The sequence below is a fragment of the Sphingomonas oligophenolica genome (assembly GCF_039522915.1).
In the GTDB taxonomy this organism is placed as follows: Bacteria; Pseudomonadota; Alphaproteobacteria; order Sphingomonadales; family Sphingomonadaceae; genus Sphingomonas; species Sphingomonas oligophenolica.
In genome coordinates, this window is record NZ_BAAAEH010000005.1 from 232998 (window position 1) to 257775 (window position 24778).

General features: G+C 64.1%; 25 protein-coding genes and 1 tRNA gene. 13 read left to right on the plus strand and 13 right to left on the minus strand.

Features of this window, described 5'->3' with window-relative positions:
• The first annotated feature begins 6 nt into the window (after window positions 1-6).
• The 5 genes from ABD050_RS03585 (at window position 7) to ABD050_RS03605 (ending at window position 2452) form a co-directional block, all read left to right on the plus strand.
• The gene (locus ABD050_RS03585; RefSeq protein WP_343887767.1) at window positions 7-741 is read left to right on the plus strand and encodes a ComFC family protein; all 735 of its coding nucleotides are present in this window, start codon (window positions 7-9) and stop codon (window positions 739-741) included.
• A 31-nt stretch (window positions 742-772) separates the two neighbouring features.
• A complete protein-coding gene (gene grxC, locus ABD050_RS03590) occupies window positions 773-1030 on the plus strand; it encodes a glutaredoxin 3 (protein WP_343887768.1) in 258 nt (85 codons plus the stop codon).
• The gene (locus ABD050_RS03595) at window positions 1027-1848 is read left to right on the plus strand and encodes a carbon-nitrogen hydrolase family protein (protein WP_343887769.1); all 822 of its coding nucleotides are present in this window, start codon (window positions 1027-1029) and stop codon (window positions 1846-1848) included. The genes grxC and ABD050_RS03595 overlap by 4 nt, the downstream gene beginning before the upstream one ends.
• Window positions 1845-2288, plus strand: a complete 444-nt coding sequence (locus ABD050_RS03600; RefSeq protein WP_343887770.1) for a DUF1178 family protein — start codon at window positions 1845-1847, stop codon at window positions 2286-2288. Before ABD050_RS03595 ends, ABD050_RS03600 begins: the two co-directional genes overlap by 4 nt.
• 87 nt (window positions 2289-2375) lie before the next feature.
• Window positions 2376-2452: transfer RNA gene (locus ABD050_RS03605), tRNA-Arg, on the plus strand.
• Window positions 2453-2468: 16 nt separating this feature from the next.
• Here the strand turns inward: ABD050_RS03605 and ABD050_RS03610 are convergent.
• The 4 genes from ABD050_RS03610 to ABD050_RS03625 all read right to left on the minus strand — a co-directional run bounded on the left by ABD050_RS03610 (window position 2469) and on the right by ABD050_RS03625 (window position 10015).
• The gene (locus ABD050_RS03610; protein ID WP_343887771.1) at window positions 2469-2912 is read right to left on the minus strand and encodes a MarR family winged helix-turn-helix transcriptional regulator; all 444 of its coding nucleotides are present in this window, start codon (window positions 2910-2912) and stop codon (window positions 2469-2471) included.
• A 288-nt stretch (window positions 2913-3200) separates the two neighbouring features.
• Window positions 3201-3464 carry an SWIB/MDM2 domain-containing protein gene (locus tag ABD050_RS03615; protein ID WP_299906850.1) on the minus strand — a complete coding sequence of 88 codons (264 nt, stop codon included), beginning with the start codon at window positions 3462-3464 and terminating at the stop codon, window positions 3201-3203.
• Window positions 3465-3686: 222 nt separating this feature from the next.
• Window positions 3687-6704, minus strand: a complete 3018-nt coding sequence (locus ABD050_RS03620) for a TonB-dependent receptor (protein ID WP_343887772.1) — start codon at window positions 6702-6704, stop codon at window positions 3687-3689.
• 269 nt (window positions 6705-6973) lie between these two features.
• Entirely contained in the window at window positions 6974-10015 is a 3042-nt protein-coding gene (locus ABD050_RS03625; RefSeq protein ID WP_343887773.1) for a TonB-dependent receptor, read from the minus strand.
• Between the two features lie 232 nt (window positions 10016-10247).
• Between ABD050_RS03625 and folE the strand changes: the two genes are divergently transcribed.
• From folE to ABD050_RS03650, 5 genes are all read left to right on the plus strand, one after another.
• Window positions 10248-10868, plus strand: coding sequence for a GTP cyclohydrolase I FolE (folE, locus tag ABD050_RS03630; protein WP_343888073.1), 621 nt, complete (start codon window positions 10248-10250; stop codon window positions 10866-10868).
• A 3-nt stretch (window positions 10869-10871) separates the two neighbouring features.
• On the plus strand, window positions 10872-11660 hold the full coding sequence (locus ABD050_RS03635; protein WP_343887774.1) for an SDR family NAD(P)-dependent oxidoreductase: 789 nt from the start codon (window positions 10872-10874) through the stop codon (window positions 11658-11660).
• Window positions 11653-12018, plus strand: coding sequence for a dihydroneopterin aldolase (locus ABD050_RS03640; RefSeq protein ID WP_343887775.1), 366 nt, complete (start codon window positions 11653-11655; stop codon window positions 12016-12018). Before ABD050_RS03635 ends, ABD050_RS03640 begins: the two co-directional genes overlap by 8 nt.
• Window positions 12019-12090: 72 nt before the next feature.
• A complete protein-coding gene (locus ABD050_RS03645) occupies window positions 12091-12555 on the plus strand; it encodes a low molecular weight protein-tyrosine-phosphatase (RefSeq protein ID WP_343887776.1) in 465 nt (154 codons plus the stop codon).
• 10 nt (window positions 12556-12565) lie between these two features.
• Entirely contained in the window at window positions 12566-12946 is a 381-nt protein-coding gene (locus ABD050_RS03650) for a reverse transcriptase-like protein (RefSeq protein ID WP_343887778.1), read from the plus strand.
• A 19-nt stretch (window positions 12947-12965) separates the two neighbouring features.
• On the opposite strand, the gene ABD050_RS03655 is transcribed toward ABD050_RS03650, so the two are convergent.
• A complete protein-coding gene (locus ABD050_RS03655) occupies window positions 12966-13301 on the minus strand; it encodes a PilZ domain-containing protein (RefSeq protein ID WP_343887780.1) in 336 nt (111 codons plus the stop codon).
• Window positions 13302-13705: 404 nt separating this feature from the next.
• On the opposite strand from ABD050_RS03655, the gene ABD050_RS03660 reads away from it, so the two are divergent.
• Window positions 13706-14200 (plus strand): DUF3237 domain-containing protein, encoded by a 495-nt coding sequence (locus ABD050_RS03660; protein WP_343887782.1) that lies wholly within the window; start codon window positions 13706-13708, stop codon window positions 14198-14200.
• Window positions 14201-14263: 63 nt separating this feature from the next.
• Here ABD050_RS03660 and leuA read toward each other — a convergent pair whose 3' ends face one another.
• The 7 genes from leuA to miaA all read right to left on the minus strand — a co-directional run bounded on the left by leuA (window position 14264) and on the right by miaA (window position 21936).
• The gene (leuA, locus tag ABD050_RS03665; RefSeq protein ID WP_343887784.1) at window positions 14264-15922 is read right to left on the minus strand and encodes a 2-isopropylmalate synthase; all 1659 of its coding nucleotides are present in this window, start codon (window positions 15920-15922) and stop codon (window positions 14264-14266) included.
• Between the two features lie 157 nt (window positions 15923-16079).
• Window positions 16080-16718 (minus strand): TMEM175 family protein, encoded by a 639-nt coding sequence (locus ABD050_RS03670; RefSeq protein WP_343887786.1) that lies wholly within the window; start codon window positions 16716-16718, stop codon window positions 16080-16082.
• A 20-nt stretch (window positions 16719-16738) separates the two neighbouring features.
• Window positions 16739-17350, minus strand: coding sequence for a YceI family protein (locus ABD050_RS03675; protein WP_343887788.1), 612 nt, complete (start codon window positions 17348-17350; stop codon window positions 16739-16741).
• Window positions 17351-17479: 129 nt separating this feature from the next.
• Window positions 17480-18499 (minus strand): ketol-acid reductoisomerase, encoded by a 1020-nt coding sequence (gene ilvC, locus ABD050_RS03680; RefSeq protein WP_343887790.1) that lies wholly within the window; start codon window positions 18497-18499, stop codon window positions 17480-17482.
• A 165-nt stretch (window positions 18500-18664) separates the two neighbouring features.
• A complete protein-coding gene (gene ilvN / locus ABD050_RS03685; protein WP_343887792.1) occupies window positions 18665-19180 on the minus strand; it encodes an acetolactate synthase small subunit in 516 nt (171 codons plus the stop codon).
• A complete protein-coding gene (locus tag ABD050_RS03690; protein ID WP_343887794.1) occupies window positions 19180-20925 on the minus strand; it encodes an acetolactate synthase 3 large subunit in 1746 nt (581 codons plus the stop codon). The genes ilvN and ABD050_RS03690 overlap by 1 nt, the downstream gene beginning before the upstream one ends.
• Before the next feature lie 72 nt (window positions 20926-20997).
• Complete coding sequence (miaA, locus tag ABD050_RS03695) at window positions 20998-21936, minus strand: tRNA (adenosine(37)-N6)-dimethylallyltransferase MiaA (RefSeq protein ID WP_343887796.1); 939 nt, start codon at window positions 21934-21936, stop codon at window positions 20998-21000.
• Here miaA and serB point away from each other — a divergent pair.
• Window positions 21929-22810: a phosphoserine phosphatase SerB gene (serB, locus tag ABD050_RS03700; RefSeq protein ID WP_343888074.1), complete on the plus strand. Its 882-nt coding sequence runs from the start codon at window positions 21929-21931 to the stop codon at window positions 22808-22810. The two genes, miaA and serB, sit on opposite strands and share 8 nt — an antisense overlap.
• 28 nt (window positions 22811-22838) lie before the next feature.
• On the opposite strand, the gene ABD050_RS03705 is transcribed toward serB, so the two are convergent.
• A complete protein-coding gene (locus tag ABD050_RS03705) occupies window positions 22839-23885 on the minus strand; it encodes an SPOR domain-containing protein (protein ID WP_343887798.1) in 1047 nt (348 codons plus the stop codon).
• 174 nt (window positions 23886-24059) lie between these two features.
• Here ABD050_RS03705 and ABD050_RS03710 point away from each other — a divergent pair, with 174 nt between their 5' ends.
• A complete protein-coding gene (locus ABD050_RS03710) occupies window positions 24060-24776 on the plus strand; it encodes an AAA family ATPase (protein WP_343887800.1) in 717 nt (238 codons plus the stop codon).
• Window positions 24777-24778: the final 2 nt, after the last annotated feature.

A 24778-nucleotide genomic window follows, 5' to 3' on the forward strand; every position in this document is an offset into this window, starting at 1 on the left:
GGGCGCGTGGCGCGGTTGCTCGCTCCTTTGCGGCTTGTCGCCGATCTTGCGCTGCCCCCGCGCTGCCCCGGCTGCGGCGCGGTAACCGGTGAGGATCATCGTTTCTGCGCTGCGTGCTGGGGGTCGCTGCGTTTCCTCGCGCCGCCCTGGTGCGCAGCCTGCCACATCCCCTTCGCTTATGATCGCGGGCCGGAGTCGCTCTGCGCCGCCTGCCATGGCGAGCGGCCGCGCCATGCCGGGATACGCGCCGCGGTCGCGTATGGCGATGTCGCCCGCACGGTCGCGCTGCGCCTCAAATATGGCGGAAGAACTGCCTTTGCCGAGACGGTCGCGCGGCAGATGGCGCGGTTGATGCCGGAGCATGCCGACCTGCTGATTCCGGTCCCGCTCCATCGCTGGCGGCTCTGGTCGCGCGGTTTCAACCAGGCGGCGCTCATCGCGAAGGCATTGTCGAGATCGACCGGCGTGCCGAATGACCCGATGCTGCTCCGCCGGGTGCGTGCGACGCCCTTTCTGCGCGCGATGGGCGCCCGCGCTCGTGCCAGGACAGTTGCCGGCGCCTTTGCCATCCCGCCCGATGCACGGGAAAGGCTGCGCGGCAGGGCGGTCGTGTTGATCGACGATATCCACACAAGCGGTGCGACGACCGACGCCTGCACGCGCATCTTGCTGCGTGGCGGCGCCGCGAGTGTCGTGATTCTATGCTGGGCGCGCGTGCTCGATCCGAGCGCTGACGATTGACAAGCGGCGGGTCGACCCACATTTCATGATGATGGCCAAGATCGAAATCTACACCAAAGCCTTTTGCCCTTATTGCTCGCGGGCGATGCGGCTGCTCGATGACAAGGGCGTCGAGGTCGAAGAGTTCGACATCAGCATGGGCGGCCCAAAGCGCGCCGAGATGCTCGATCGTGCCGGTGGGCGCAGCACAGTGCCGCAGATCTTCATCAACGGCCGCCATATCGGCGGCTCCGACGAACTCGCAGCGCTCGAGCGCGAAGGCAAGCTGGACGCGTTGCTCGCGGCATGAAGATCGCACTGCTCCAGATGACGAGCGGGATCGACCCAGCCGCCAATGCGCGCACCATTGTTGATGCCGTTGCGGCGGCAGCGGCCGGCGGCGCAGCGATGCTGTTCACACCCGAGATGTCCGGCCTGCTGGATCGCGACCGTACAAGGGCTGCCGGTTCGTTATACCCCGAGACTGATGACCCGGTCCTGGCCGCGGTCCGTGAGGCTGCGGCGGCGCATGGGATCTGGGTGCATCTCGGCTCGCTCGCGGTCAGAGGGGAGGGCGGCAAGCTCTCCAATCGCGGCTTCGTGATCGATCCGGACGGCGATATTCGGGCTCGCTATGACAAGCTCCATTTGTTCGATGTCGATCTGCCGACCGGTGAGAGCTGGCGCGAATCCGCTTCCTATACGCCGGGCGAGGGTGCCGTGGTCGCGGCGACGCCTGTCGGGCAGCTCGGGCTCGCCATCTGCTACGACCTGCGCTTCCCTGACCTGTTTCGTGCCCTGAGCGATGCCGGGGCAACGATCCTTGCCGTCCCCGCTGCCTTTACCCAGCCGACAGGGGCTGCGCATTGGCATGTGCTGCTCCGTGCCCGGGCGATCGAGGCGGGGGCGTTCGTGGTCGCGGCGGCGCAGACCGGTATGCACGAGGATGGCCGCGCCACTTATGGCCACTCGCTGGTAATCGACCCATGGGGCGAGATCCTGCTCGACATGGGTGAGGCGGCCGGCATCGGCTTTGCCGACATCGACCCGGCGCGGATTGCCGATGTGCGGAGCCGCATTCCGGTCCTTTCGCACCGACGCGCCATTCCCACGGTGACCGCGGCATGATCGTCTTCGACCTGCGGTGCGCGCATGACCATGTGTTCGAGGCCTGGTTCGGATCGAGCGAAGCGTTCGAGGACCAGCGCGATCGCGGCCTGCTGTCCTGTCCGTTGTGCGGCGACGGGAATATCGGCAAGGCGGTGATGGCGCCCAATATCGCTGCCAAGGGCAACGCCCAGACGGCGGGGCAGCAGGAGGCCCCCAGCCCGATGGCGATGAAGGCAGCGATGCGGGCGCTGGCCGAGGCCCAGCGCAAGGCGCTCGAGAAATCGGAATGGGTGGGCAGCGCCTTTGCGGATCGTGCCCGCGCGATGCATGCCGGCGAAGCTGACCCTGCCCCGATTCACGGCCAGGCGACGATAGGCGAGGCGAAGGCGTTGGCTGACGAGGGCATTCCGGTGGCACCGCTGCCATTCCCGATCGTCCCTCCGGATGCGTTGAATTAGCATTTTGGGAATTGGAGCCCAGGGAACGACTTCGCACTGCCTGTCATGATTGACCGGCGCGGAGCCACTCTCTACCAACCGCCGCGTGCCCCCGTAGCTCAGCCGGATAGAGCGACGGTTTCCTAAACCGTAGGCCGCGTGTTCGAATCTCGCCGGGGGCACCATTCCAGCGTGGAGCGCTCAGCCGTCGCGTGCGAGCCTGACATAGGCATGATAGACCTTGTCGAGAGCGCTGCTCACCATCTCGCGCTCCTCGTCGGAAAGTGCTGCCAGACCCGCCGCCTCGGTCACCGCCAGTTCGGCGAACAGGGCGTCGAGTTCCTTCTCGCCGGCGGCAGTGGTCGATAGATGGTTGCGGCGGCGGTCGCTGGTGGATCGCGTCCGCTCGACCCATCCCCGCGCCTCCAGCAAATCGATGATCGGCACCAGCGCCGATTTGTCGAGGCCGATCTCGGCGCTTACCCGCGCCTGCGAAATGCCCGGATTGGCGGCCGGGCTGGTCCAGAGCCGGGCGATGGAAAGTGCCGATGGCCAGTTCCGGGTGGCCACGAGCGCGTCGGGCGGGCGCGGTACGCTCGCGTCGCGCCTAATCGGCGACGTGTTCAGTGCCGGGTTGCAGCACATAGCCTTCGCTACCGAAGACAGTTCGCAACTGGGCGCAAGCTCGTCGAGGGTGGAGTGGCGTATCGGCAAGTCGAAATAGTCGGGACATCGGCTGCCGGCCCGGAAGTGCTGAAAGATCGTTTTATCCCGGAGCGGATTGAGTCTCCAGCGCGTCTCATATCATCGATGGCCGGGGAGCCTCGCGAACGCCGCGCCGGCATGCACGATGCCCCACTTCCTAAACCGTAGCTCGAATATTCGAATCTCGCCGGGGGCACCGCCACCTCGGCGGCGATGCCCCCGTGGACATCACGCCTTGACGTGCTGCGCGATATACTTGTTCATCTCGAACATCGTGCACGACTTGCGGCCGAACACCTTTTCCAGCTTCGCATCGGCGAGGATCTCGCGCTTGTTGGCCGGGTTCTGCAGGTTGTTCGCCTTGATGTAATCCCACACCTTGCTGATCACCTGGCTGCGCGGGAGCTTGTCGTTGCCGACGATCGCGCCCAGCTCGGGGGAGGGCTGTACCGGAGCATGAATGCCGCCGGTCTTGGTTGGTGCAGTCGCCATAAATCTTCCTTCCTGATGTGTCGTTCATGCCGACATCGGTTTCACGCCTCCTGGGACGTGCCTCGCTTGTGCGCCGCCTTTTCGGCGTTGTCACGCCTACAATGACCCGTTTCACACCTTGAAATGGCCCTTCTCGCCGCTTTGGGCGAAGAAAAACCCCCGGTGCGGGCACCGGGGGCTTAAAAAGACGGGCAGGGCGGGCAAAGCCGCCCTGCGCCGGGATCAGAACTTGAAGCCCGCGGAGACGCCGTAGCGGCGCGGTTCAAGCGTGAAGATGTTGGTGAACAGGCCGGTTGAGGCGTCAGTGACATATTGGCCGGTGATGGCATTGTTGGCGGTCAGATTCTGCACGAAGCCGCGCAGATACCATTTCTCGTCGGGGCCGTTCAGGGTCATCGAGAGGTTGACGACTTCATAGCCCTGGATCTTGTCGATCGGCCGGTTGAAGCTTCGCGAGAAATACTCGCCGGTATAGGTGAGATCGCCACGCGTAACGAGGGTCATGCCGTTGCTGCCGATATCCATGGTATGCTGAGCGCCCGCCGAGAATTTCCAGGTCGGGGCGTTGGGCAGCTGGTTGCCGGACAGGTCGACCGCAACGCCGTCGGGAAGGCCGTTGGCCACACCCGCGGACGTCGTCGTGTACTGGAACGGCAGGACGGATCCCGCCGGTAAGCCCAAGGCGCCGCGCAGCGCCGTCTGGAGGCCGTACAGCCCCGCCGTTGCCGGCGTATTCGGCACCTGGCCGGCGATGAGGGTCGCAAGCGTGGAGCAGATTGAATAGGCGCCGGTTGTATTGGTGCCCGGTACCGGCGTCGGCCCCTGCAAATGGAACGCGTTGGTGTTGACAATGTTGACGAAGGCATTCGCCTGCGCCGCAGTGCCATTGCCTGTGGGGCGGACGACGCAGTTGGAAGCGTTGGTGATATCCTTGATGATCACCGTGTCCGAACGGCCACCGGAAGGATCGCGCGTATCTACCAGCGAGAAGTCCTTGATCTTGGTCTTGAGATAGCTGGCGGAGAGATTGACCATGAAATGCCGTTCGGGGCGGATGATCGCCTCGACCTCGGCACCATAGATATCGGCATTGGTGTTGTCGTTGAACGAGGTCTTGTTCAGGATTCGGCTGAGCTGCAGATCCTTGTATTTATAGTAGAATACGCTTGCGTTGAGACGCAGCGCTCCGTTCATGAAGGTGTTCTTGGTGCCAAGTTCGAAGGCGTCGATGCTTTCCGGCTTGAACGTGGCCGGGGCGGTGAACACCGATGGGTCGAACGGCGGATTGATGCCGCCCGATTTATAGCCGCGCGAATAGGACAGATAGATCATCGAATTGTCGCTGGGCTTGTAGTCGAGCACGACGCGGCCGGTCACGCGGCCGAACTGGACGGTGGCGTTGCGATATTGCTGGGCGCCGGCCGTGCCGGCATCCGCATCATAGGCCCCGGCAAAGGGCGACGAGAAGGCGTTGGCGGTGCCATAGGGTACGAGGACACTGAGCAGCGGGCTGCGATCAGTGACGAACTTCTGGTCGTGCGAATAGCGCGCGCCGATGGTCAGCTTCCATTTCGGCGAGAACTGGAAATAGGTTTCGCCGAAGATGCCATAGGACTTCAGCTGGTAGCGCTGCGTCTCGCTGTTGAAGAAACCTGGCGCGAGATAGGTGGTGCCGGCAGGCAGGCCGGCCCCAAGGCCCTTCGCATAGCCAATGATGTCAGCGGCATAGCTGCCAAGGCCAGGCGAGACATAATAGTCGCCGTCGGTGATGCCGGTCAGGTAGATGCCGCCGATCAGGAAGTTGAACATGCCGTCAAAATGCGAGTTGAGATGCGCTTCAGCCGACCAGCCTTCCGACTTGCTGCGCGATTCGTCATAATTGAGCGGACTGCTGCTGCAGCCATAGGTGTGGCCGCCGAATACGCCCGTATAGCTGCGATCGACCGCGGAGGTGCAGAGCTGGCCGGCGGAATTGAAGGCAAGCGCGCGGCCGGTGGCGAACGGCGAGCCCGGCAATGAGGCAGCGCCGAGGAAGGTATTGAGGCCGACATTGGCTGCAAGCGAGTTCGGCGTGTTGAGGAAGTAGCCGGCGGTCGAGTCGACGCTCGACCTGTTATAGCCGCCGATCACCGACAGCGACATCTGGCCGAAATCCTGGTCGATTCGGCCCTGGATGTTGATCTCGTCCGAGAAATAGGTCGGCTTCACGTTCGAATTGACCGTGCGCAGGTCGATCGGCACCGCGATGCCATTGAACCCGTCGGCTCCGTAAAGGCTGCGGACCGCGAACGGCGCCAGTGAGGGCGAGAGCGCGATGGTGAAGAACTCGCGCGATGTCAGGATGTCCTGGAACACGGCGTTCGAATTGACTGAATCGAAACCGAGGCGATCGGGCGAGCAGCCCAGGATGCCGGTCGGGTCGCGGTGGCAGAGCTGCTTCTGGATGCGCGAGCGGTTGTCGTCCTCGCGAAAATAGGAGCCCATGAGGTCAACGGTGGTCGAACTGCTCGGCTGCCAGCGGATCGAGCCGCGGACCTGATAGAGCTTGCGGCCGTCGATCTGCGAATTGTCGAAGGTGTTGGTCGTATAACCATCACGGTCCAGATACAGGCCTGCGAAGCGCACGCCGAGCGTGTCGCCGATCGGGACGTTGAGGACGCCGGTGACCTTCTTCGAATTGTAATTGCCATATTCGGCCGATCCCGAGGCGTGAATGCCGGTGAGATCGGGGCGGGCGGTGATGAAGTTGACCACGCCCGACGTCGCGTTGCGGCCGAACAGCGTGCCCTGCGGTCCGCGCAGCACCTCGACCCGCTCCATGTCGAGATATTCGGTTTCGAACAATCGGGTCGCGGGTACGGGCACGTCGTTGATGTGGATGCCGGTCGCTGCATCACATGAGAAGCCGGTGCAGAGATCGCCGATGCCGCGGATCGTGAAGCTCGACGCGGTGAAGTTCGTCTTGGTGTAGGTGATGTTCGGCAGGCTGAGCTGAAGGTCGAGCGAATTGTGGATCTGTTGGGTTTCGAGCGCCTTGCCGGTGAAGGCGGAGACCGAGATCGGTACGTCCTGAAGCCGCTCGGAGGTGCGCTGCGCGGTGACGACGATATCGTCGCTCGTGTTCTGGTCGGCGCCATTATCCTGCACCGCGCTCTGCGCGGGCGGAGCCTGTTGGGCGAGGGCCGGATTAGTATAGAACAGCGCGATCGCCGACGCGGCGAGCAATTCGAACTTCTTCATGATCATCCCCTCTTTGGTATGCTTACCGCTCTATCGGTGGTTAAGCATGTTAGTGGTTTCGGTATGTGAAAATGCCAGAAACGCGCTGCTATACTGCGCCCCCTTTGGGGCGTTGTCACCCGGCAATTATCGCAATGAAACCGAAGCGAAGGAGAGTTGACCGCTTCTTCAATGACGGAACCTTTTTTGTTTATTTACAAGGCTCTGTAACAAAAAACCCCCGGTGCAAGCACCGGGGGTCGAAGATCGGCGATGTGCGCCGGATCGATTTAGAACTTGAAGCCGGCGGCAATGCCATAGCGCCGGGGCTCGATCGTGAAGATGTTGGTGAACAGGCCGGATGACTGGTCAGTGACATATTGCCCGGTGATCGCGTCATTTCCGGTCAGGTTCTGGACGAAGCCACGGATATACCAGCGGTCGTCCCGCGAGTTCAGCTGGACCTGGGCGTTGATGACTTCATAGCCCTGCATGCGATCGATATTCTGATTGAAGATCGAAGCAAAGCTGCCGCCGGTATAGTTGAGATCGACCCGGGGAACCAGCGTCATGCCGTTGCCGAAGTCGATGACATATTGAGCGCCGACGGCGAATTTATAGGTCGGCGCCTGGGGCAGCTGGTTGCCGCGGATATTGACCGCCACGCCGTCCCCGAGCACGGTGAAGGGGAGCGCCGTTCCGACGGGCAGGCCGAAAGCGATGTCGAGAGCGGCGGGCGGCGCCGCCGCCGTCGCGGCCAGTGCCGAGCAGCTGCTGTACGCGCCGGTCGTGTTGGTGCCGGGAATCGGCGTCGGCGCGGCAAGGCCAATGCTGGAGTTGACGGCACCGACATAGGCATTGACAGCCGCGGCATTGGCGCCGGCCTTGGGGATGACAGCGCAGTTCGATGCGTTGGTGATATCCTTGATGATCACCGCGTCCGAACGGCCGCCCGACGGATCGCGCGGGTTGGCGATGAACTTGTCGGTCGTCACCTTCGAATGCAGATAGCTGAAATTGGCATTCACGGTGAACGCGGGGATCGGATTGATCACTGCCTCGGCCTCGAGGCCGTAGATATCGGCGCTGACATTGTCGTTGACCGCGGTGCGGGCGACGATGCGGGCAAGCTGGAGATTATTGTACTTATAGTAGAAGCCGGTCAGGTTGAGATGCAGTGCGCCGTGCATGAAGCTGTTTTTCGACCCGATTTCGAAGGCGTCGACCTTTTCCGGCTCGAACGTCGTCGGCACGGCGAAGATCGGCGACAGCGGCGGGTTGATGCCGCCCGACTTGTAGCCGCGCGAGTAGGAAACATAGACCATGTTGTTGGGTGTGATCTTGTAATCGAGCACGGCCCGGCCGGTCAGGCGCGAGAAGGCGACCCGGTCCTCGGTATAGGCCTGGTTACCGCTATGGGTCACGTCGAAGTCCAGCGCGCCGGCATTGAGCGCCTGGGAGAGGTCGGTCCCCCCATAGGGCAGGAACGGATTCTCCCCGTTCGAATCGACGAGGTAGGTGGTGCGCGCCTTCAGATATTTGGAGTCGTGATTGTAGCGCAGGCCGACCGTGAGCTTGAGCTTGTCGTTGAACTGGAAATAGGTCTCGCCAAAGATACCGTACGACTTGAGGCGATATTCCGCTTCGTCATTGTCGTAGAATGGGGTGGCGGAAATGACATTGGTCGGCACCGCGCCGAGCAGGCGGGGGATCGTGCCGACCAGGCCGGACGCATAGTCGAGCCCGAAAGCGTTCACATAATAGTCGTTATCCGTCACCTTCTGGTCGAGATAGATGCCGCCGAGCAGGAAGTTGAACATGCCGTCGAAATGGCTGTCGATATGGCCCTCCACCGACCACTGCTTCGTATCCGCCTTGGACCGGTCGAAATCGAGGCTCTGCTGGAAGCAGCCGACGCTCGCGCCGGAATAGACGCCGCCCGCATTATGCGTTGCGTCGGACTGGCAGACGCCACCGGCCGGGCCGTTCGGAATGAGCTTGGCGGCTAGCGCGGTGAAGGGGTTGACCCCCGCGGGGAAGGCAGCGCCCGGCGCCGCTGCATAAGCGGCGAGCGTCTGCAGGCCCGGATTGTTGGTCAGCGGGCTCTCGACCGCATTGGTATAGTCGGTACGCGAATCCACGCTGTTGCGGGCATAGCCGCCGGTGATGTTCAGCGAGACACGGCCGAAATCATGAAAGAATTTCGCCTGATATTGCTCTTCGTCGGCGAAATAGGTCGGGGTGTAATCGACATTGACGACTCGGTTGTTCGTCGGGTTGACGGCATTGGCGAAGACGTCGGTGCCATAGATGCTGCCGAGCGCGAGTGAGCGATAGATCGCCGCGACCGCGGCCGCCTGGGCCGGGGTGCCGCCGCCGCCGGTGACCGCGCTGGCTGACGCGATGCCGAGGAACTGGCTCGAACTCTGGATCGCCGAGAGGGTCGAGTTGCCATTGGTGGTCTGATAGGCGAGCTTGTCGGGCAGGCAGCCGAGGATTCCGGTCGGATCGCGATGGCACATCTGCTTCTGGATGCGGCTGCGATTATCCCTTTCGTGGAAATAATAGCCCATCAGGTCGAGGCGCGTGTTGCTGTCCGGCTCCCACGACAACGTCCCGCGGATCGAGTAGAGATCGCGGTTGTCGATCTTCGAATCATTGTAGAGATTTTCGGTATAGCCGTCGCGCTTCAGATACAGTCCGGCCACCCGGACACCGATGGTGTCGGACAGCGGGATGTTGAGCATCGCCTTGGCTTTTTTCGAATTATAATTGCCATATTCGGCTTCGCCGGTGGCATGGATGCCGGAAAGATCCGGCTTCGCGGTGATGAAATTCACCACGCCCGACGTCGCGTTGCGGCCGAACAGCGTGCCCTGCGGCCCGCGCAGCACCTCGACGCGCTCGAGATCGAAGAATTCGCTTTCGAACAATCGGGTCGAGACGAGCGGCATGTCGTTGACGTGAATTGCGGTCGCGCTGTCGCACGAGGTGCCGGTGCACAGATCGCCGATGCCACGGATCGTGAAGCTGGAGCCGGTGAAGTTCGTCTTGGTGAAGGTAATGTTCGGCAGCGACTGTTGCAGCGCGGTCGGGTTGACGATCTGCTGGCGATCGAGCGCCGCGGCGGTGAACGCGGAGACCGCGATCGGCACGTCCTGGAGGCGTTCGGACTGGCGCTGGGCCGTCACGACGATATCGCCCTCCTGCGGCGCGTTCTCGGGCACAGGCGTCGGTGCGGTCTGCGGGGTCTGTGGCGCGGCCTGCGCCATCGCCGGCGCGGTGTGCAGCAGAATGATCGCCGACGCGGCAAGCAATTCGAACTTCTTCATGATCGGCATCTCCTCCTGGTACGGTGGCTGGTCTCTCGCCAGCCGGTCATTGTTCGTAATCCTGGTATGGTGATTTTAGCGTTTCCGGGAATCGCGCGTCAATCATGAAAGTCGAACGAATACTGGTGTTTGGGGATGTGTTGCCTAAATGAGACGCTTTCCGAATCGAACCTGGTTAAGGCAATCGCGCTTGCCGTAACGTCACACCCGAAGCGACAACAAGGAAATGAGTATGGAAATTGGCCATGGCGATCCCGAGGACGGCGACATTGTCGAGCCGATGGCCAAGATTCCGGTGCCCGAAGAGGTTGCCGATGCCATCCGAACCCTGATTCGCTGGTCCGGTGACGATCCCGCGCGCGAGGGGCTGATCGACACGCCACAGCGCGTGGCACGGGCCTGGAAGGAATATTGTTCGGGCTATGGGGATGATCCTGCGCATCATCTCTCGCGGATCTTCGAGGAAGTCGGCGGCTATGACGAGATCGTGCTGCTGAAGGACATTCCGTTCCAGTCGCACTGCGAACATCACATGGCGCCGATCATCGGCAAGGCCTCGATCGCCTATCTGCCGAGCAACTGGGTGGTCGGCATCTCGAAGCTCGCGCGTGTGCTTCATGCCTATGCCCGGCGGTTGCAGATCCAGGAACGGCTGACAGCCGAGGTCGCCAACTGCATCTGGGAGAATCTGAAGCCGGTCGGCGTCGCGGTGGTCATCGAGGCGAGCCACGCCTGCATGACGGCGCGGGGTGTCCGCACGCCGGGCGTCTCGATGGTGACCAGCCGCATGATGGGCGTGTTTCGCGACGACGATCGCAGCCGCAAGGAAGTGCTCGCGCTGATGGGTTATTGAGGCGTGACCGAACCGGCCCGGACGGTGCTGATCACCGGTGCGGCGCGCCGGATCGGCGCGGTGATCGCGCGGCATCTCGCGGGGCGGGGCTGGCGGGTGGCGATCCACCATCATCAGTCGCCCGACGATGCCGAGGCGCTGGCTGCCGAGCTGGGCGCGGGGCAGGGCCGGGCCTGTGTGGTGACCGGCGATCTCGCCTTTGCCGATACGGCGGCGCGCCTTGTCGCCGAGGCACGGGCTGGCTTGAACGCGCCGCTGATCGCGCTGGTCAACAATGCCTCGCTGTTCACTTACGATCGACCACCGATCACTGACGCCGCCGCCCTGCCCGGACATATGGCGGTCAATCTCGATGCGCCGGTGCTGCTTGCCTCCGCGCTTGCCGCGCAGGACGATCTGGCGGAGGGCGCAGTGGTCAATATCCTCGACCAGAAGGTCGCGAACCTGAACCCGGATTTCTTCTCCTATAGTTGTGGCAAGGTCGCGCTCGCCGGCGCGACGGCGATGCTCGCCCAGGCGCTGGGGCCGCGCATCAGGGTCAATGCAGTGTCGCCCGGCCTCTCGCTGCCGAGCCTGGACCAGAGCGCCGCCGAGTTCGCCGCGGTGGCAGGGGAGAATTTGCTGCGGCGACCGGTCGATGTGCGGGCGATCGCCGAGGCGGTGGATTTCCTGCTGTCGGCACGCGGCGTGACGGGGCAGAACATCTTCGTGGACAATGGCCAGCATTTCCTGCCGCGCGACAGCGACGTCATGTTCGAGACGCGCCAGGCGAACAGGGGGCCGCATGGCTGAGCGCGCGCGCTTCACGACGATCCTCGAAGGGCTCGAACTGGTCATGGGCCTGGGCATCCATGCCGAGGAACTCGCCGCCCCGCAGCGCGTGGTGGTGAGCGTGCGGATGGAGGTCGAATATGCGGCGCCGCCATCCGAGGACAGGATCGAGGCTGTGCTCGATTATGATTTCCTGCGCGAAGGGATTCGGGCTCTGGTCGCGGAACGGCATTTCCATTTGCAGGAGACATTGTGCGAAGCGATCGCTGCACTTTGCCTCGCCGATGAGCGGGTGTCGCGGGTGACGGTGCGGTCGATGAAGCCCGATATCTATCGCGACGCGGCCGTGGGGTGCGAGATCGTTCGGAGCCGGGCTTAGGGCAAACAGCGCGTCAATAATGCGCAAACAGGCGGAAATGACATTGCCCTCGCGCTGCCCTATCTGACGCGCATGGCCGCACCGCCCTCGATCCTGTTCGTCTGTCTCGGCAATATCTGCCGCTCGCCACTGGCAGAGGCTGCGTTACGCGCCGAGGCGGCGCGGGCCGGCCTTGAGCTGACCGCTGACTCGGCGGGAACCGGCAGCTGGCATGTCGGCGGACCGCCCGACCGCCGTGCGCAGGCGACGGCGCTGCGCCGTGGCATCGACATCTCCGGCTATCGCGCGAGGCAGGTGTCGCCTGAGGATTTCAGGCGCTTTGACCAGATCTTCGCGCTCGACCGGGATAATCTCGGCCATCTGGAGGACATTGCACCAGCGGATGCGACGGCGTCGCTCGGCCTGTTGCTTGATCTGGTGCCCGGGCGTGAAGGCGAGGGGGTTCGTGATCCCTATCATGGTGGGGACGAAGGCTTCGAGCGAACCTGGGCCGAGGTGAGCGCTGCCGCGCGCGCGCTCATCGCGCGGCTCGGATGATGAATGGTCGATGCCGTCAGCCCTGAAGATCTTCTTCGACGGCGGCTGCCGGCCCAATCCGGGTGCAATGGAGATCGCCGTCGTGGCGGCGGGGCAGGCCCACATCCTGCGCGACCTGGGGCATGGCAACAGCATGGATGCCGAGTGGCTGGCGTTGATCCATGCACTCCGAATCGCGCACGCCCTTGGCGCAAGCCATTTCGTCCTGATGGGCGATGCTGCGGCGGTGGTGGCTCAGGCGAACGGAACGGTGAAGTGCCGCGGCCCCAGCAGGCAGCATCTGCAGGCGTTCCGCGCCCTTGCGTCGGGCGCCGGCACGCCGCGCATCCGGCACATCAAGCGAACGCAGAATCTGGCCGGGATCGCCCTGGCCGGGCTGCATTCCCGATGACGCTCCGATGTGCCGAAGCTTATGCGAGCTCGGCGATGATCAGCTTGCGCATCAGCTCGCGCGGGAGGGGTTCGTCGAAGCGGCAGCCAATCCGGCCGTCGGCGCACCAGATGACGGTCGCGGCAAGGGGCAGGCCGTCATTCAGCCTGAGCCACAGGCGCTCGCCGGGCGGGTGCTTGGTGGGCGAGACGACGCGGCAGCCATAGGTCGATATCTCGCACAGGACCGCCGCTGAGGCTTTCGCGCGGTGCGCACGCGCGGTCGCGCGGGTGATATGGACAGGATGACGCGGCTCCGCACGTCGATCGAGCGACGCTGCCTGTACGGCGCGATACTGGGATGCTCTGGATGCCATTTTTTCCCCAACCCGTCCAAGGGGATAGTCCGGCAGTGATGATGAAAAAGTTAAGAAGGCCGGGCTTCTGCCGAGACGGGGCGCCGGAGGCCGGGGCATGAAGGGCGGGGCGGGGGCGTGGCGGCTGACCGAAGGAGTCGCGGCACCAGTTCGACCGACCAGCAAACCACGGCCCGGCAGCTGAAAGATACCGGGCCGCAGCCTCAAAGAGGATGCATCCGGGGGGAGTACATCCAAAACGGTTCATAATTTTGTTACGCTGAAATGGCAAATGACGATTTTTTAATGTTTTGAACATGTTCGGCCAAAGTGCCGATTCGGGGCGAACCGCCAGCAGGATCTTGGCCGGCAAGGCGATGGTATATGGACGGTTGTTGGCCGTCGGTTGACGACCGGGAGAGCAGATGATGGCGCATCTCAGCGAAGATCTTCCCGAAGCGTTGCGATCGGTACGGACCCGGCCGCTTTTCGTGCTGCAACTGGATGTGAGCGCCCTCCATGCCGTGGGTGGGCCGGATGGCGCGCCGCGGCGCGTCGCGATCGTGCCGAGCGGCCGGTTCGACGGCGAGCGGCTTTCCGGCGTGGTGCTCGATGGCGGCAGCGACTGGCAAACGCTTCGCGGCGACGGCGCGACGACGCTCGACGTCAGGCTTGTGCTTCAGAGCGCGGACGGCGCGCTGATCGGCATGACCTATACCGGTATCCGCCACGGACCGCCCGAGATCCTCGACCGGATCGCGGGCGGCGAGGCGGTCGATCCGGATAGCTATTATTTCCGGATCAGCGCGACCTTCACCGCATCGGATCCGCGCTATGTCTGGCTCAACCGGATACTTGCGGTGGGAACGGGCCACCGCATTGCGACGGGGCCGATCTACAGTCTTTTCGAGATACTCTGATATGGCCGGATTCCGGCGGCAGGGCATGGTGGTCCCCTCCCCATCTGCGATGGGGAGGAAAAACTAAGCCGCGTTTGCCGCGCTCAGCACCGCACGAACCGAAGCGGTGGCGATGTCTGCATCGATGCCGACGCCGAACACCGTCCGCCCGTCCGAAGTGCGGCACTCGACATAGGCAGCCGCCTGCGCATCGGCGCCATGGCCGATGGCGTGCTCGCTATAGTCGACGACGTCGAGCTGGGGGCCGGTGGTGTCGGACAGCGCCGCGATCACGCCCGAGATCAGGCCGTTGCCGCGGCCGCTGATCGAGCGTTCCTCGCCGTCGATCGACACGCGACCGACGAACAGGCGGTCGCCCGCGGAGCCGCTCTCGTGATAATCGAGCAGCGCGAAGCGGTCGCCGGGCTTGCGCAAATAGGTCGCCTCGAACTTGCCCCAGATATCCTCGGCGTTGAGTTCGCGGCTGGTCTCGTCGGCGAGCGCCTGGACGTGGCGGCTGAAATCGGCCTGCAGGCGCTTGGGCAGCTTGAGGCCCTTGTCCTGCTCGATCACCCAGGCGACGCCGCCCTTGCCTGATTGCGAATTGACCCGGATCACTGCCTCGTAGCTGCGGCCGAGATCGGCCGGGTCGATGGGCAGATAGGGCACTTCCCAATATTCGTCGTTGCGCTCGGCCTGCGCCGCGAAGCCCTTCTTGATCGCGTCCTGATGGCTGCCCGAAAACGCCGTGAAGACCAGCTCGCCGGCATAGGGATGGCGCGGATGGACCGGCAGCTGGTTGCAGTAGGTGACGGTGTTGATGATCGAGTCGATGTCGGAGAAATCGAGCTTCGGATCAATGCCTTGCGTGTACATGTTGAGCGCGACCGTCACCAGGTCGCAATTGCCGGTGCGCTCGCCATTGCCGAGCAGGCAGCCCTCGACCCGGTCGGCGCCGGCCATCAGGCCGAGTTCGGCGGCGGCGACGCCGGTGCCGCGGTCATTATGCGGGTGGAGCGAGATGATGACGCTGTCGCGGTTGCGGATATGCTTGCCGAACCATTCGATCTGGTCGGCATAGATGTTGGGTGTCGCCGCCTCGACGGTCGCGGGAAGGTTCAGGATCAGCGGATGATCCGGGGTGGGGCGGAGCACCTCCATCACCGCCTCGCAGACCTCGATCGAGAAATCGAGCTCGGCGGTCGAGAAGGTCTCGGGGCTGTATTCGAAATGCCAGTCGGTGTCGGGCTGGGCGGCGGCCTGGTCGCGCAGGATCTTCGCGCCTTCGACTGCGATGCCGCGGACCTCGTCGCGGGTCATGCCGAACACGATCTTGCGCCAGGCCGGGCTGACCGCGTTGTAGAGATGGACGATCGCTTTCGGCGCACCGCGCAACGATTCGAAGCTGGTCTCGATCAGGTCGCGGCGGGACTGGGTGAGGACCTGGATCGTCACGTCGTCGGGGATGCGGCCCGATTTGACGAGGCCGGAGATGAAATCGAACTCGGTCGCGCCGGCGGCGGGGAAGCCGACCTCGATCTCCTTGATGCCGACCTTGCAGATCAGATCGAAGAAGCGGGTCTTCTTCTCGCCGTCCATTGGATCGATCAGCGCCTGGTTGCCGTCGCGCAGATCAGTCGAGAGCCAGCGCGGTGGGCGCGTGATGGTTCGCGACGGCCATTGCCGGTCGGGCAAATCGACCTGGGGGAAGGGGCGGTATTTTACGGAAGGGTCACGCAACATGGTTTCGGTCTCGCGGCTCGCGGGGTCGTTTGGGTCGGATTGGCCCTTAGGCGGGTCGCGCGCGCCCGAGGCACGCGTCGGAAGTCGCGCCTAAGGGCGCGTAAGTCGAAGCAGCGAAAGGCGGAGAGCCTGCGTCATTGCCTGCTGCGTTACCGTGTCAGGGGCGCGTCTGTCCAGCCCCGCGGCCATCGAAAAGCCGGTCGAACGGGCTTTTCGGCAGGAACCAGAGCAAGGCGACCAGTGCGGCACAGGCAATGCCGAGCCAGGGGGAGACCTGGGTGAGGGGGATGCCGGAAAGATAGACGGCGCTCGCAAACGCGCCCTTGCGGCTGGTCTGGCGGTGATAGGCGGCGGATCTGGAGTCCTGAGTGCCCGTCCGACGGATCACTGATTGCAGCCAGATATAGGCGAGAGACGGTAGCAGCATCGTCGCCAGATAGAGCCAGACGGCGTTGCGCTCGAAATGATGCTCGCCGAGATAGGAGGTCGAGAAGGGAACGAGCGACAGCGCGAACAGCAACAGCATGTTCGACCAGACCAGCCCGTTCGTCACATGAGTGGCGTGGCTGAACAGGCGGTGATGGTTGACCCAGTAGATCGCGACATAGGCGTAGCTCAGCGCATAGGCGAGGAAGACCGGCCAGAGCGTCCAGAGCTTGTCCCATCCTTCCGAGACCGGGGGATGGAGTTCGAGCACCATGATGGTGACGATGATCGCGATGACCCCGTCCGAAAAGGCCTCGATCCGGCCGACGCCGGGCCTGCCTTCGCTCTCGGACGGGGTGGTATCGCTCATTCAGGCTTGCTTCGCGCCAGTTATTTCTGGGCGAAGCCGGCATTGATGGTGAGATCGACCTTGTCGGACACCATGGGCACGCCAAAACCGAGATGGAAATCGCTGCGATTGATCGTCGTCGTCGCGGCAAAGCCGACATAGGGCTTTTTCGCGCCCATCGGTGCGTTGCCGGCGCCCACGAAGCGAGCGTTCAGAACGATCGGCTTGGTCACGTCCTTGAGCGTCAAATTACCTTCGATGGTTGCGGTTTCGCCCGTCACCGTCACCCGGGTCGAAACGAACTTACCCGTAGGATATTTTGCCGCGTCGAAAAAGTCAGGGCTTTTCAGATGGGTGTTCAGGGCGGCCACCGTCGTCGAGACCTGGTCGATCGGGAAGCTGACTTCGACCTTGTCGTTCGCGGCATTGGCCGGATCGAGCGTCAGGCTGCCGGTCGGCTGAGTGAACTGGCCCGTATATTCGGTAAAACCGAGATGGTTGACCGTGAAGAGGACCTGGGTGTGGCCGGTATCGACCTCATAGGTGCCGGCGACGACGCGGCTGGCGTCATGGGCGCCGGGGGGAGTCGTCGGCATTTGCGCGAGCAGCGGGGCCGCGGCAAAGGCGAGGGCGGTGGCGAGTACGAGACGCATCGAAACTTCTCCTGGTGGGGGTCGGCTGTCGCGGCTGATGTGCCCCCGACCAGGGAGCGGCGTCAAACGCCTAAATCGCAACGGAAGGTTTCCGGGTTCCTCCCACGAACGGGAAGGAACCCGGCGGTGTCAGTTCTTGTCCTTGTCGACCAGCTTGTTGGCGCCGATCCACGGCATCATCGCGCGAAGCTCGCTGCCGATCTTCTCGATCGGGTGGGCGGCGGCTGCCTTGCGCGCTGCCTTGAGCTCGGGCTGGCCGGCGCGGTTGTCGAGGACGAAGTTCTTCACGAACCGTCCGCCCTGGATGTCGGCGAGGACTCGCTTCATCTCGGCCTTGGTCTCGCTGGTGATGATCCGCGGGCCGGTGGTGATGTCGCCATATTCAGCGGTGTTCGAGATCGAGTAGCGCATATTGGCGATGCCGCCCTCATACATCAGGTCGACGATCAGCTTCACTTCGTGCAGGCACTCGAAATAGGCCATTTCAGGCGCATAGCCGGCCTCGGTCAGCGTCTCGAAGCCAGCCTGGATGAGATGGGTGAGGCCGCCGCACAGCACTGCCTGCTCGCCGAACAGGTCGGTCTCGCATTCCTCGCGGAAATTGGTCTCGATGATTCCCGAGCGTCCGCCACCGACGCCCGATGCATAGGCAAGCGCGATGTCGTGCGCGTTGCCGCTCACATCCTTGTCGATGGCGATCAGGCAGGGGACGCCGCCGCCGCGCATATATTCGCTGCGGACGGTGTGGCCCGGGCCCTTCGGCGCGATCATGATCACGTCGAGATCGGCGCGCGGCTCGATCAGCCCGAAATGCACGTTCAGGCCGTGCGCGAAGGCAATCGCCGCGCCCTGCTTGAGGTTGGCATGGAGATCATCGGCATAGATCGCCGCCTGATGTTCGTCGGGGGCAAGGATCATGGTGATGTCGGCCCAGGCAGCCGCCTCGGCATTGGTCATCACCTTGAAGCCGGCGCCTTCGGCCTTTTTCGCGGTGGCCGAGCCGGGGCGGAGCGCGATGGCGATCTCCTTGACGCCCGAATCGCGGAGATTCTGGGCATGGGCATGGCCCTGGCTGCCATAGCCGACAATCGCGATCTTCTTGTCGGTGATCAGGTTCAGATCGGCATCGCGATCATAATAGACACGCATTCTCGTTCCCTTTCTTTCCCCTCTCCCAGCGGGAGAGGATACGAAGACTTGCCAGCTTGCTGGCTAGTCGAAGTTGGTGAGGGCGATGAGGCGTGAGGACCGTTCGCCCTCACCCTCCCATCCGCTGTGCGGATGGGCCCCTCCCTCTCCCGCCGGGAGAGGGGATTAAGCGGCGTTCTTTCCCCGCGCGATGGCGACGATGCCGGTGCGGGCGACCTCGATCAGGCCGACTTCGCGCATCAGCGAGATGAAGGTATCGATCTTCTCGCGGCCGCCGGTCACCTCGAACACGAAGCTCGTGGTGGTCGCATCGACCACGCGGGCTCGGTAGACGTCGGCGAGGCGGAGCGCCTCGATGCGCTGATCGCCGGTGCCGGCAACCTTGAGCAGCGCAAGCTCGCGTTCCACATGAGGGCCAAGCGCGGTGAGATCAGTCACCGAGTGCACCGGGATCAGCCGGTCGAGCTGGGCGAGCATCTGCTCCATCACATGATCCGAGGCCGAGGTGACGATGGTGATCCGGCTGACCGCCTTGTCGGCCGTGACGTCCGACACCGTCAGACTCTCGATATTATAGCCGCGCGCGGTGAACAGGCCGGCGATCCGGGCGAGAATGCCGGGTTCGTTGTCGACCATCACCGCCAGCGTGTGGCGCTGGACCGTTTCTTCCTTGATGTGCATCAGACGAGGGCCTTGGCTTCGTCGTCCATCTCGCCCGAGACTTCGGTCGCCTGGAGGATCATGTCAGTGTGGGCGGCACCCGAGGGAATCATCGGGAAGCAGTTGGCGAGCTTCGCCACCATGCAATCGACCATCACCGGCCCGTCGTGCGCTAGCATCGCGGCGATGCCGTCCTCGAGCTGGTCAGGTCCTTCGATGCGGATGCCCTTCCAGCCATAAGCCTCGGCGAGCTTGACGAAATCGGGGAGCGAATCGCTGTAGCTCTCGGCATAGCGGCTTGAATAGGTCAGTTCCTGCCATTGCCTGACCATCCCCATATATTGGTTGTTGAGGATGAAGACCTTGACCGGCAGCCGGTATTGAGTCGCCGTCGCCAGCTCCTGGATGTTCATCTGGATCGAGGCTTCGCCGGCGATGTCGATCACCAGCGCCTTCGGGTTGCCGAGCTGCGCGCCGATCGCGGCGGGCAGGCCGTAGCCCATCGTGCCGAGCCCGCCCGAGGTCAGCCATTTGTTGGGCGCCTCGAAATCATAATGCTGCGCGGCCCACATCTGGTGCTGCCCGACCTCGGTGGAGATGATCGGGCTGCGCCTGTGCGTTGCCTCCCACAGAGCGCGGATCGCGCGTTGCGGCATGATCTCGGTCGTGCTCTCGGGGAAATCGAGGCTCCTGACCGCGCGCCAGCCCTCGATCCGGCGCCACCACTCGGCGAGGTCGGGCTTGGGGTGGCGCCGCGCCTTGTAGACCCGGACCATATCCTCGAGCGCATTGCCGACATCAGCGATGATCGGGAGATCGACGCGCACATTCTTGTTCACCGACGAGCGGTCGATATCGACATGGACCTTGCGGCTGTTCGGGCTGAACGCGTCGAGCCGGCCGGTGACGCGGTCGTCGAAGCGCGCACCGAGCGCGATGACCAGGTCGGCCTGGTTCATCGCCAGGTTCGCTTCATAGGTGCCGTGCATGCCGAGCATGCCGAGCCATTGCGGCGACGAGGCGGGGAAGGCGCCGAGGCCCATCAGAGTCGAGGTGACTGGTGCCCCGGTGATGCGCGCAAGTTCGCGCAGCAACTGGCTCGCCGCAGGGCCGGCGTTGATGATGCCGCCGCCGGTATAGAGGATCGGCCGCTCGGCTGCCGCGAGCATGTCGACTGCCTGCTCGATCAGCGACTGATCGGCCTTCACCCGGGGGCGGTAGGTCTTGTGCTTGATCGGGCCGGGCTTGGTGTAGGGTGCCGTCGCGACCTGGACGTCCTTCGGGATATCGACAACGACCGGGCCGGGACGCCCCGAGGTGGCGATATGGAAGGCCTCGTGCAGGATATCGCCGAGCTGGGCGGGATCCTTCACCAGATAATTATGCTTAGAGCAGTGGCGGGTAATGCCGACCGTGTCCGCTTCCTGGAACGCATCGGTGCCGATCAGCCCGGTCGGGACCTGGCCGGTGATGACGACCATCGGGATCGAATCCATCAGTGCATCGGTGATTCCGGTGACGGCATTGGTCGCGCCCGGGCCCGAGGTGACGAGCACGACGCCTGGCTTGCCGGTCGAGCGGGCATAGCCCTCGGCGGCATGAGTCGCTGCCTGTTCGTGGCGAACCAGGATGTGCTTGATCCGCCCCGAGCGGAACAAGGCGTCGTAAATGGGAAGAACCGCGCCGCCCGGATAGCCGAACACGATCTCCACGCCGAGATCGCACAGCGCCTCGACCAGGATATCGGCTCCGCTCTTTTCCGTCATCGGTCAGTCCCTTTTTCCCATGGCGCAACATTACAACAGGAAATGCGCCGTTAGTGATTGATAATTTGTCCGTCAAGCCCTATGGCGGAATCTAGTTTCAAATTCGTTCAGCAGCACGCATGTTTCTGTCGCGCTGCTGCGGTGCCACATAGCGGGAGGTTGGTTCCGAAACCACGTAAATTGTCGTTTGGCATATTGGCGGGTGGCGAGTTGCGCCGCGGCAAGGGCTTGCGGGAGGGTGGAGGTGCCGGCAAGCATGGCGCCGATCTCCGGTACGCCGATCGCCAGGCGGACCGGGGCGGTGGCGAGAATGTCGGTTCGGGCGAGGACGGCGCGCGCTTCCTCGATCGCACCGCCGGCGAACATGCCCTCGAGGCGCGCATCGCAGCGTGCGAGCAGCCAGTCGCGTTCGGGCAGCAGGACCATGGCCATGAGGTCGATCGCGTCGCCGATCCCGCCGGCCTTCGCCTGCTGCCATTCAGCGAGCGGCCGGCCCGTCGACCGGATAACCTCGAGCGCGCGCGCGACACGCGTCGTATCGGCGGGGGCGAGCCGGGCGGCAGCGGCGGGATCATGTTCGGCGAGGGCGGCATAGGCATCGGCGACCGGCATTGCGCGCGCCGCCTCGCGGATGGCCGGGTCGATCGGCGGGACGGGGGCGATCCCGTCAAGCAGGGTCCGCAGGTAAAGACCGGTGCCGCCGACCAGCACCGGCAGCCTTCCGGCCTCCCATGCCCGCTCGATTTCGGTGCGCGCCTCGGCAGCCCAGCGTGCCGCCGAATAGATGTCCGCGCCGTCGACATGGCCGAACAGGCGGTGCGGCACCCGGGCTTCGTCCTCGGGGCCAGGGCGCGCGGAGAGGATTCGCAGGTCGCGATACACCTGCGCCGAATCGGCGTTGATCACTACGCCGCAATATTGTTGCGCGATACGCATCGCCAAAGCGGACTTGCCGCTTGCGGTCGGCCCTGCGATGAGCGCCACCTTCGACCTGGGAGACTCCATGTTCATTGCGACGCTGATAGCAGCCGAAAACCTGAGCGGGGGCGATATTTCGGCTGCGCAGGACCGGCTCGACCAGGCCGGGTGCCTGCCCGCGGCGCATGTCTGGATAGACCGTGGCGTTGCGGCGGACGTGGATTTCGGGCTGAACCCCGAGGCGGCGCGCGCGGCGCTGGCAGGCGCCTTCCCGGCGGTCGACATCGTGATCCAGCCGGTGGAGGGCCGGGTGAAGCGGCTGCTCGTCGCCGATATGGATTCGACGATGATCACCGTCGAGTGCATCGACGAACTGGCTGATTATGCCGGGATCAAGCCGCAGATCGCCGCGGTCACCGAAGCGGCGATGCGCGGCGAGCTGGATTTCGAGGCAGCGCTCGAAGCGCGCGTCGCGTTGCTCGAGGGCCTGGAGGAGGCAGTCATCGAACGCTGCCTTGCCGAGCGGGTGCGAATCATGCCGGGGGCGGCGGCGCTGGTACGGACGATGAAGGCGCGCGGCGCGCTGACGATCCTCGTTTCGGGCGGCTTCACGCGGTTCGCCGAACCGGTCGCGGAGATGATCGGGTTCGACCGGGCGACCGCGAACCGGCTGGATATCGCGGGCGGCGTGCTGACGGGCACGGTTGCGAAGCCCATCGTCGGATCGGACGCCAAGTTGCAGGCGTTGCTGAATGCCGCCGCCGAGCTCGATATTGGCCTGGAAGGGACGCTGGCCGTCGGCGATGGCGCGAACGACCTGGCGATGATCCGGCAGGCCGGCCTGGGAGTGGCCTATCACGCCAAGCCGATCGTCGCCGCCGCGGCGGCCGCGCGGATCGATTATGGTGACCTGACGGCGCTGCTTTATGCGCAGGGGATTGCAAGGAAGGATTGGGTGACCGAATAATTCCTTCTCCCGCCGGGAGAAGGAAAGGTTACGGCGCCACCGGCACGCAGGGCGTGCCGGTCGGCTTCACCGCCGCGCAGACGCGCGACGCCTCGGCGCTCGACGCCAGCGGCCCCGCCTGGAGCCTGGTGAGCGAACCGCCATTGTTGAGGAAATAAGGCTGGAGCCCGCTCAACGCACCGACCTTGCCCTTGAGTTTCGCCCATAGGGCCCTGGCGTTACCCTCGTCGCGAAAGGCGCCGAACTGGATGCGCCAGCCGTGACCGGCGACCGCCTTGGCCGGTCGGGCAGGGCTTTGCGCGACGGTCACCGGCGGCTCGGCGCGGACCGGTCGTGCCCGCTCCGGCCGTGGCGCTTCGAGATTGGGCTGCGCGCCGCCATTCTGATCATAGGCTGAGGGCGGCAGATCAGTGCCGCGCATGCCTGGCTGACTGCCCTGGCCGGCGATCTCGGGGGGCAATTGGGGACGCTGCGCCTCGGCTTCATATTGGCGCGCGAGGACGAGCCCCTTCTGGCGATCGTCGGCGGGAATATATTGATCCATCTGCGCCTGCACTTCGGAGGCGCGGGGCAGGCCCGAGGCAGAGGATCGGACGATCAGCGCATAGGCGCGGGGCCAGTCGCGCGCGACGCCGTCCCCATTATAGAGCATTGTCGCAAGCACGAGTTGCGCACGCGGTTCGCCGCGGGCGACCGACTTGTTGAGCCATGGCAAGGCTTCCGCGCGCTTGCCGTTCTGAAACAGAATCAGGCCGTAATTATCCTCGGCTTCGATATGGCCCTGGAGCGCTGCCTTGCGATACCAGCTTTCAGCCATCGGCAGGTCGAGCGGAACCCCGCGCCCGAATTTATAGGCCTGGGCGAGATTGAATTGCGCATCGGCGTCTCCGGCGATGGCCGCCGGTCGCCATTCCTCGACTGCCTTTCGATAGTCGCCGCGAGTCCAGGCATCGACCCCCGCCTTCACGTCGGCGAACGCCGGTGTCGTCGCCGCGATGACCATAGCGGCAAGCCCGATTCCGAGCCCGACTATTGCCGGGCCGATCGCCGCCGGCCGGAACGCCTTGCGCATCATGTCGTCACATCCCCGCTACACAACCCAGGATTGGATAATGACCTCTATCGGCTATTTGGCAAAGAATTCGTTAGGCAAACTGTACCAATCCGGGTTTCGCAATCTGGCGTTAACCGCTTCTTGACGTGTTTCGTGTCACTTCGGCCTCCACAGACAGCGGAGTTTAAGGGGCACATGCGCGTTCTCGCGATGGCATCGCAAAAAGGCGGATCGGGCAAGACTACCTTGTCCGGACATCTCGCCGTTCAAGCCCAGCTGGCAGGCGCCGGCCCGGTCGTGTTGATCGACATTGATCCGCAGGGGTCCTTGTCCGATTGGTGGAACGAGCGGGACAGCGAGTATCCGGCTTTCGCCCAGACCACGGTCGCACGGCTCGCCGCCGACCTGGAGGTGCTGCGTCAGCAGGGCTTCAAGCTGGCGATGATCGATACGCCGCCGGCCATCACCATGGCGATCCAGAGCGTGATCGCGGTCGCCGAGCTGATCGTCATCCCGACCCGACCGTCGCCGCACGATCTTCGCGCGGTCGGCGCCACCGTCGATCTGTGCGAACGCGCCGGCAAGCCGCTGCTGTTCGTCGTCAACGGCGCGACGCCCAAGGCGAAGATCACCTCCGAAGCCGCGGTCGCGCTGTCGCAGCACGGCACGGTCGCGCCGATCACCGTCCACCACCGCACTGATTTCGCCGCGTCGATGATCGACGGGCGCACGGTGATGGAAGTGGATGGCAATGGCCGGTCGTCGCAGGAGATCCAGGCGCTCTGGACCTATATCTCCGACCGGCTCGAAAAGAATTTCCGCCGCACCGTGTTTTCCGCACCAGGCGTATCGAACGGGTATGTCGCGCAGCGCCCTGCAGTCGGTGGCTTCGGCCGCCGTGTGATGAGCTGATC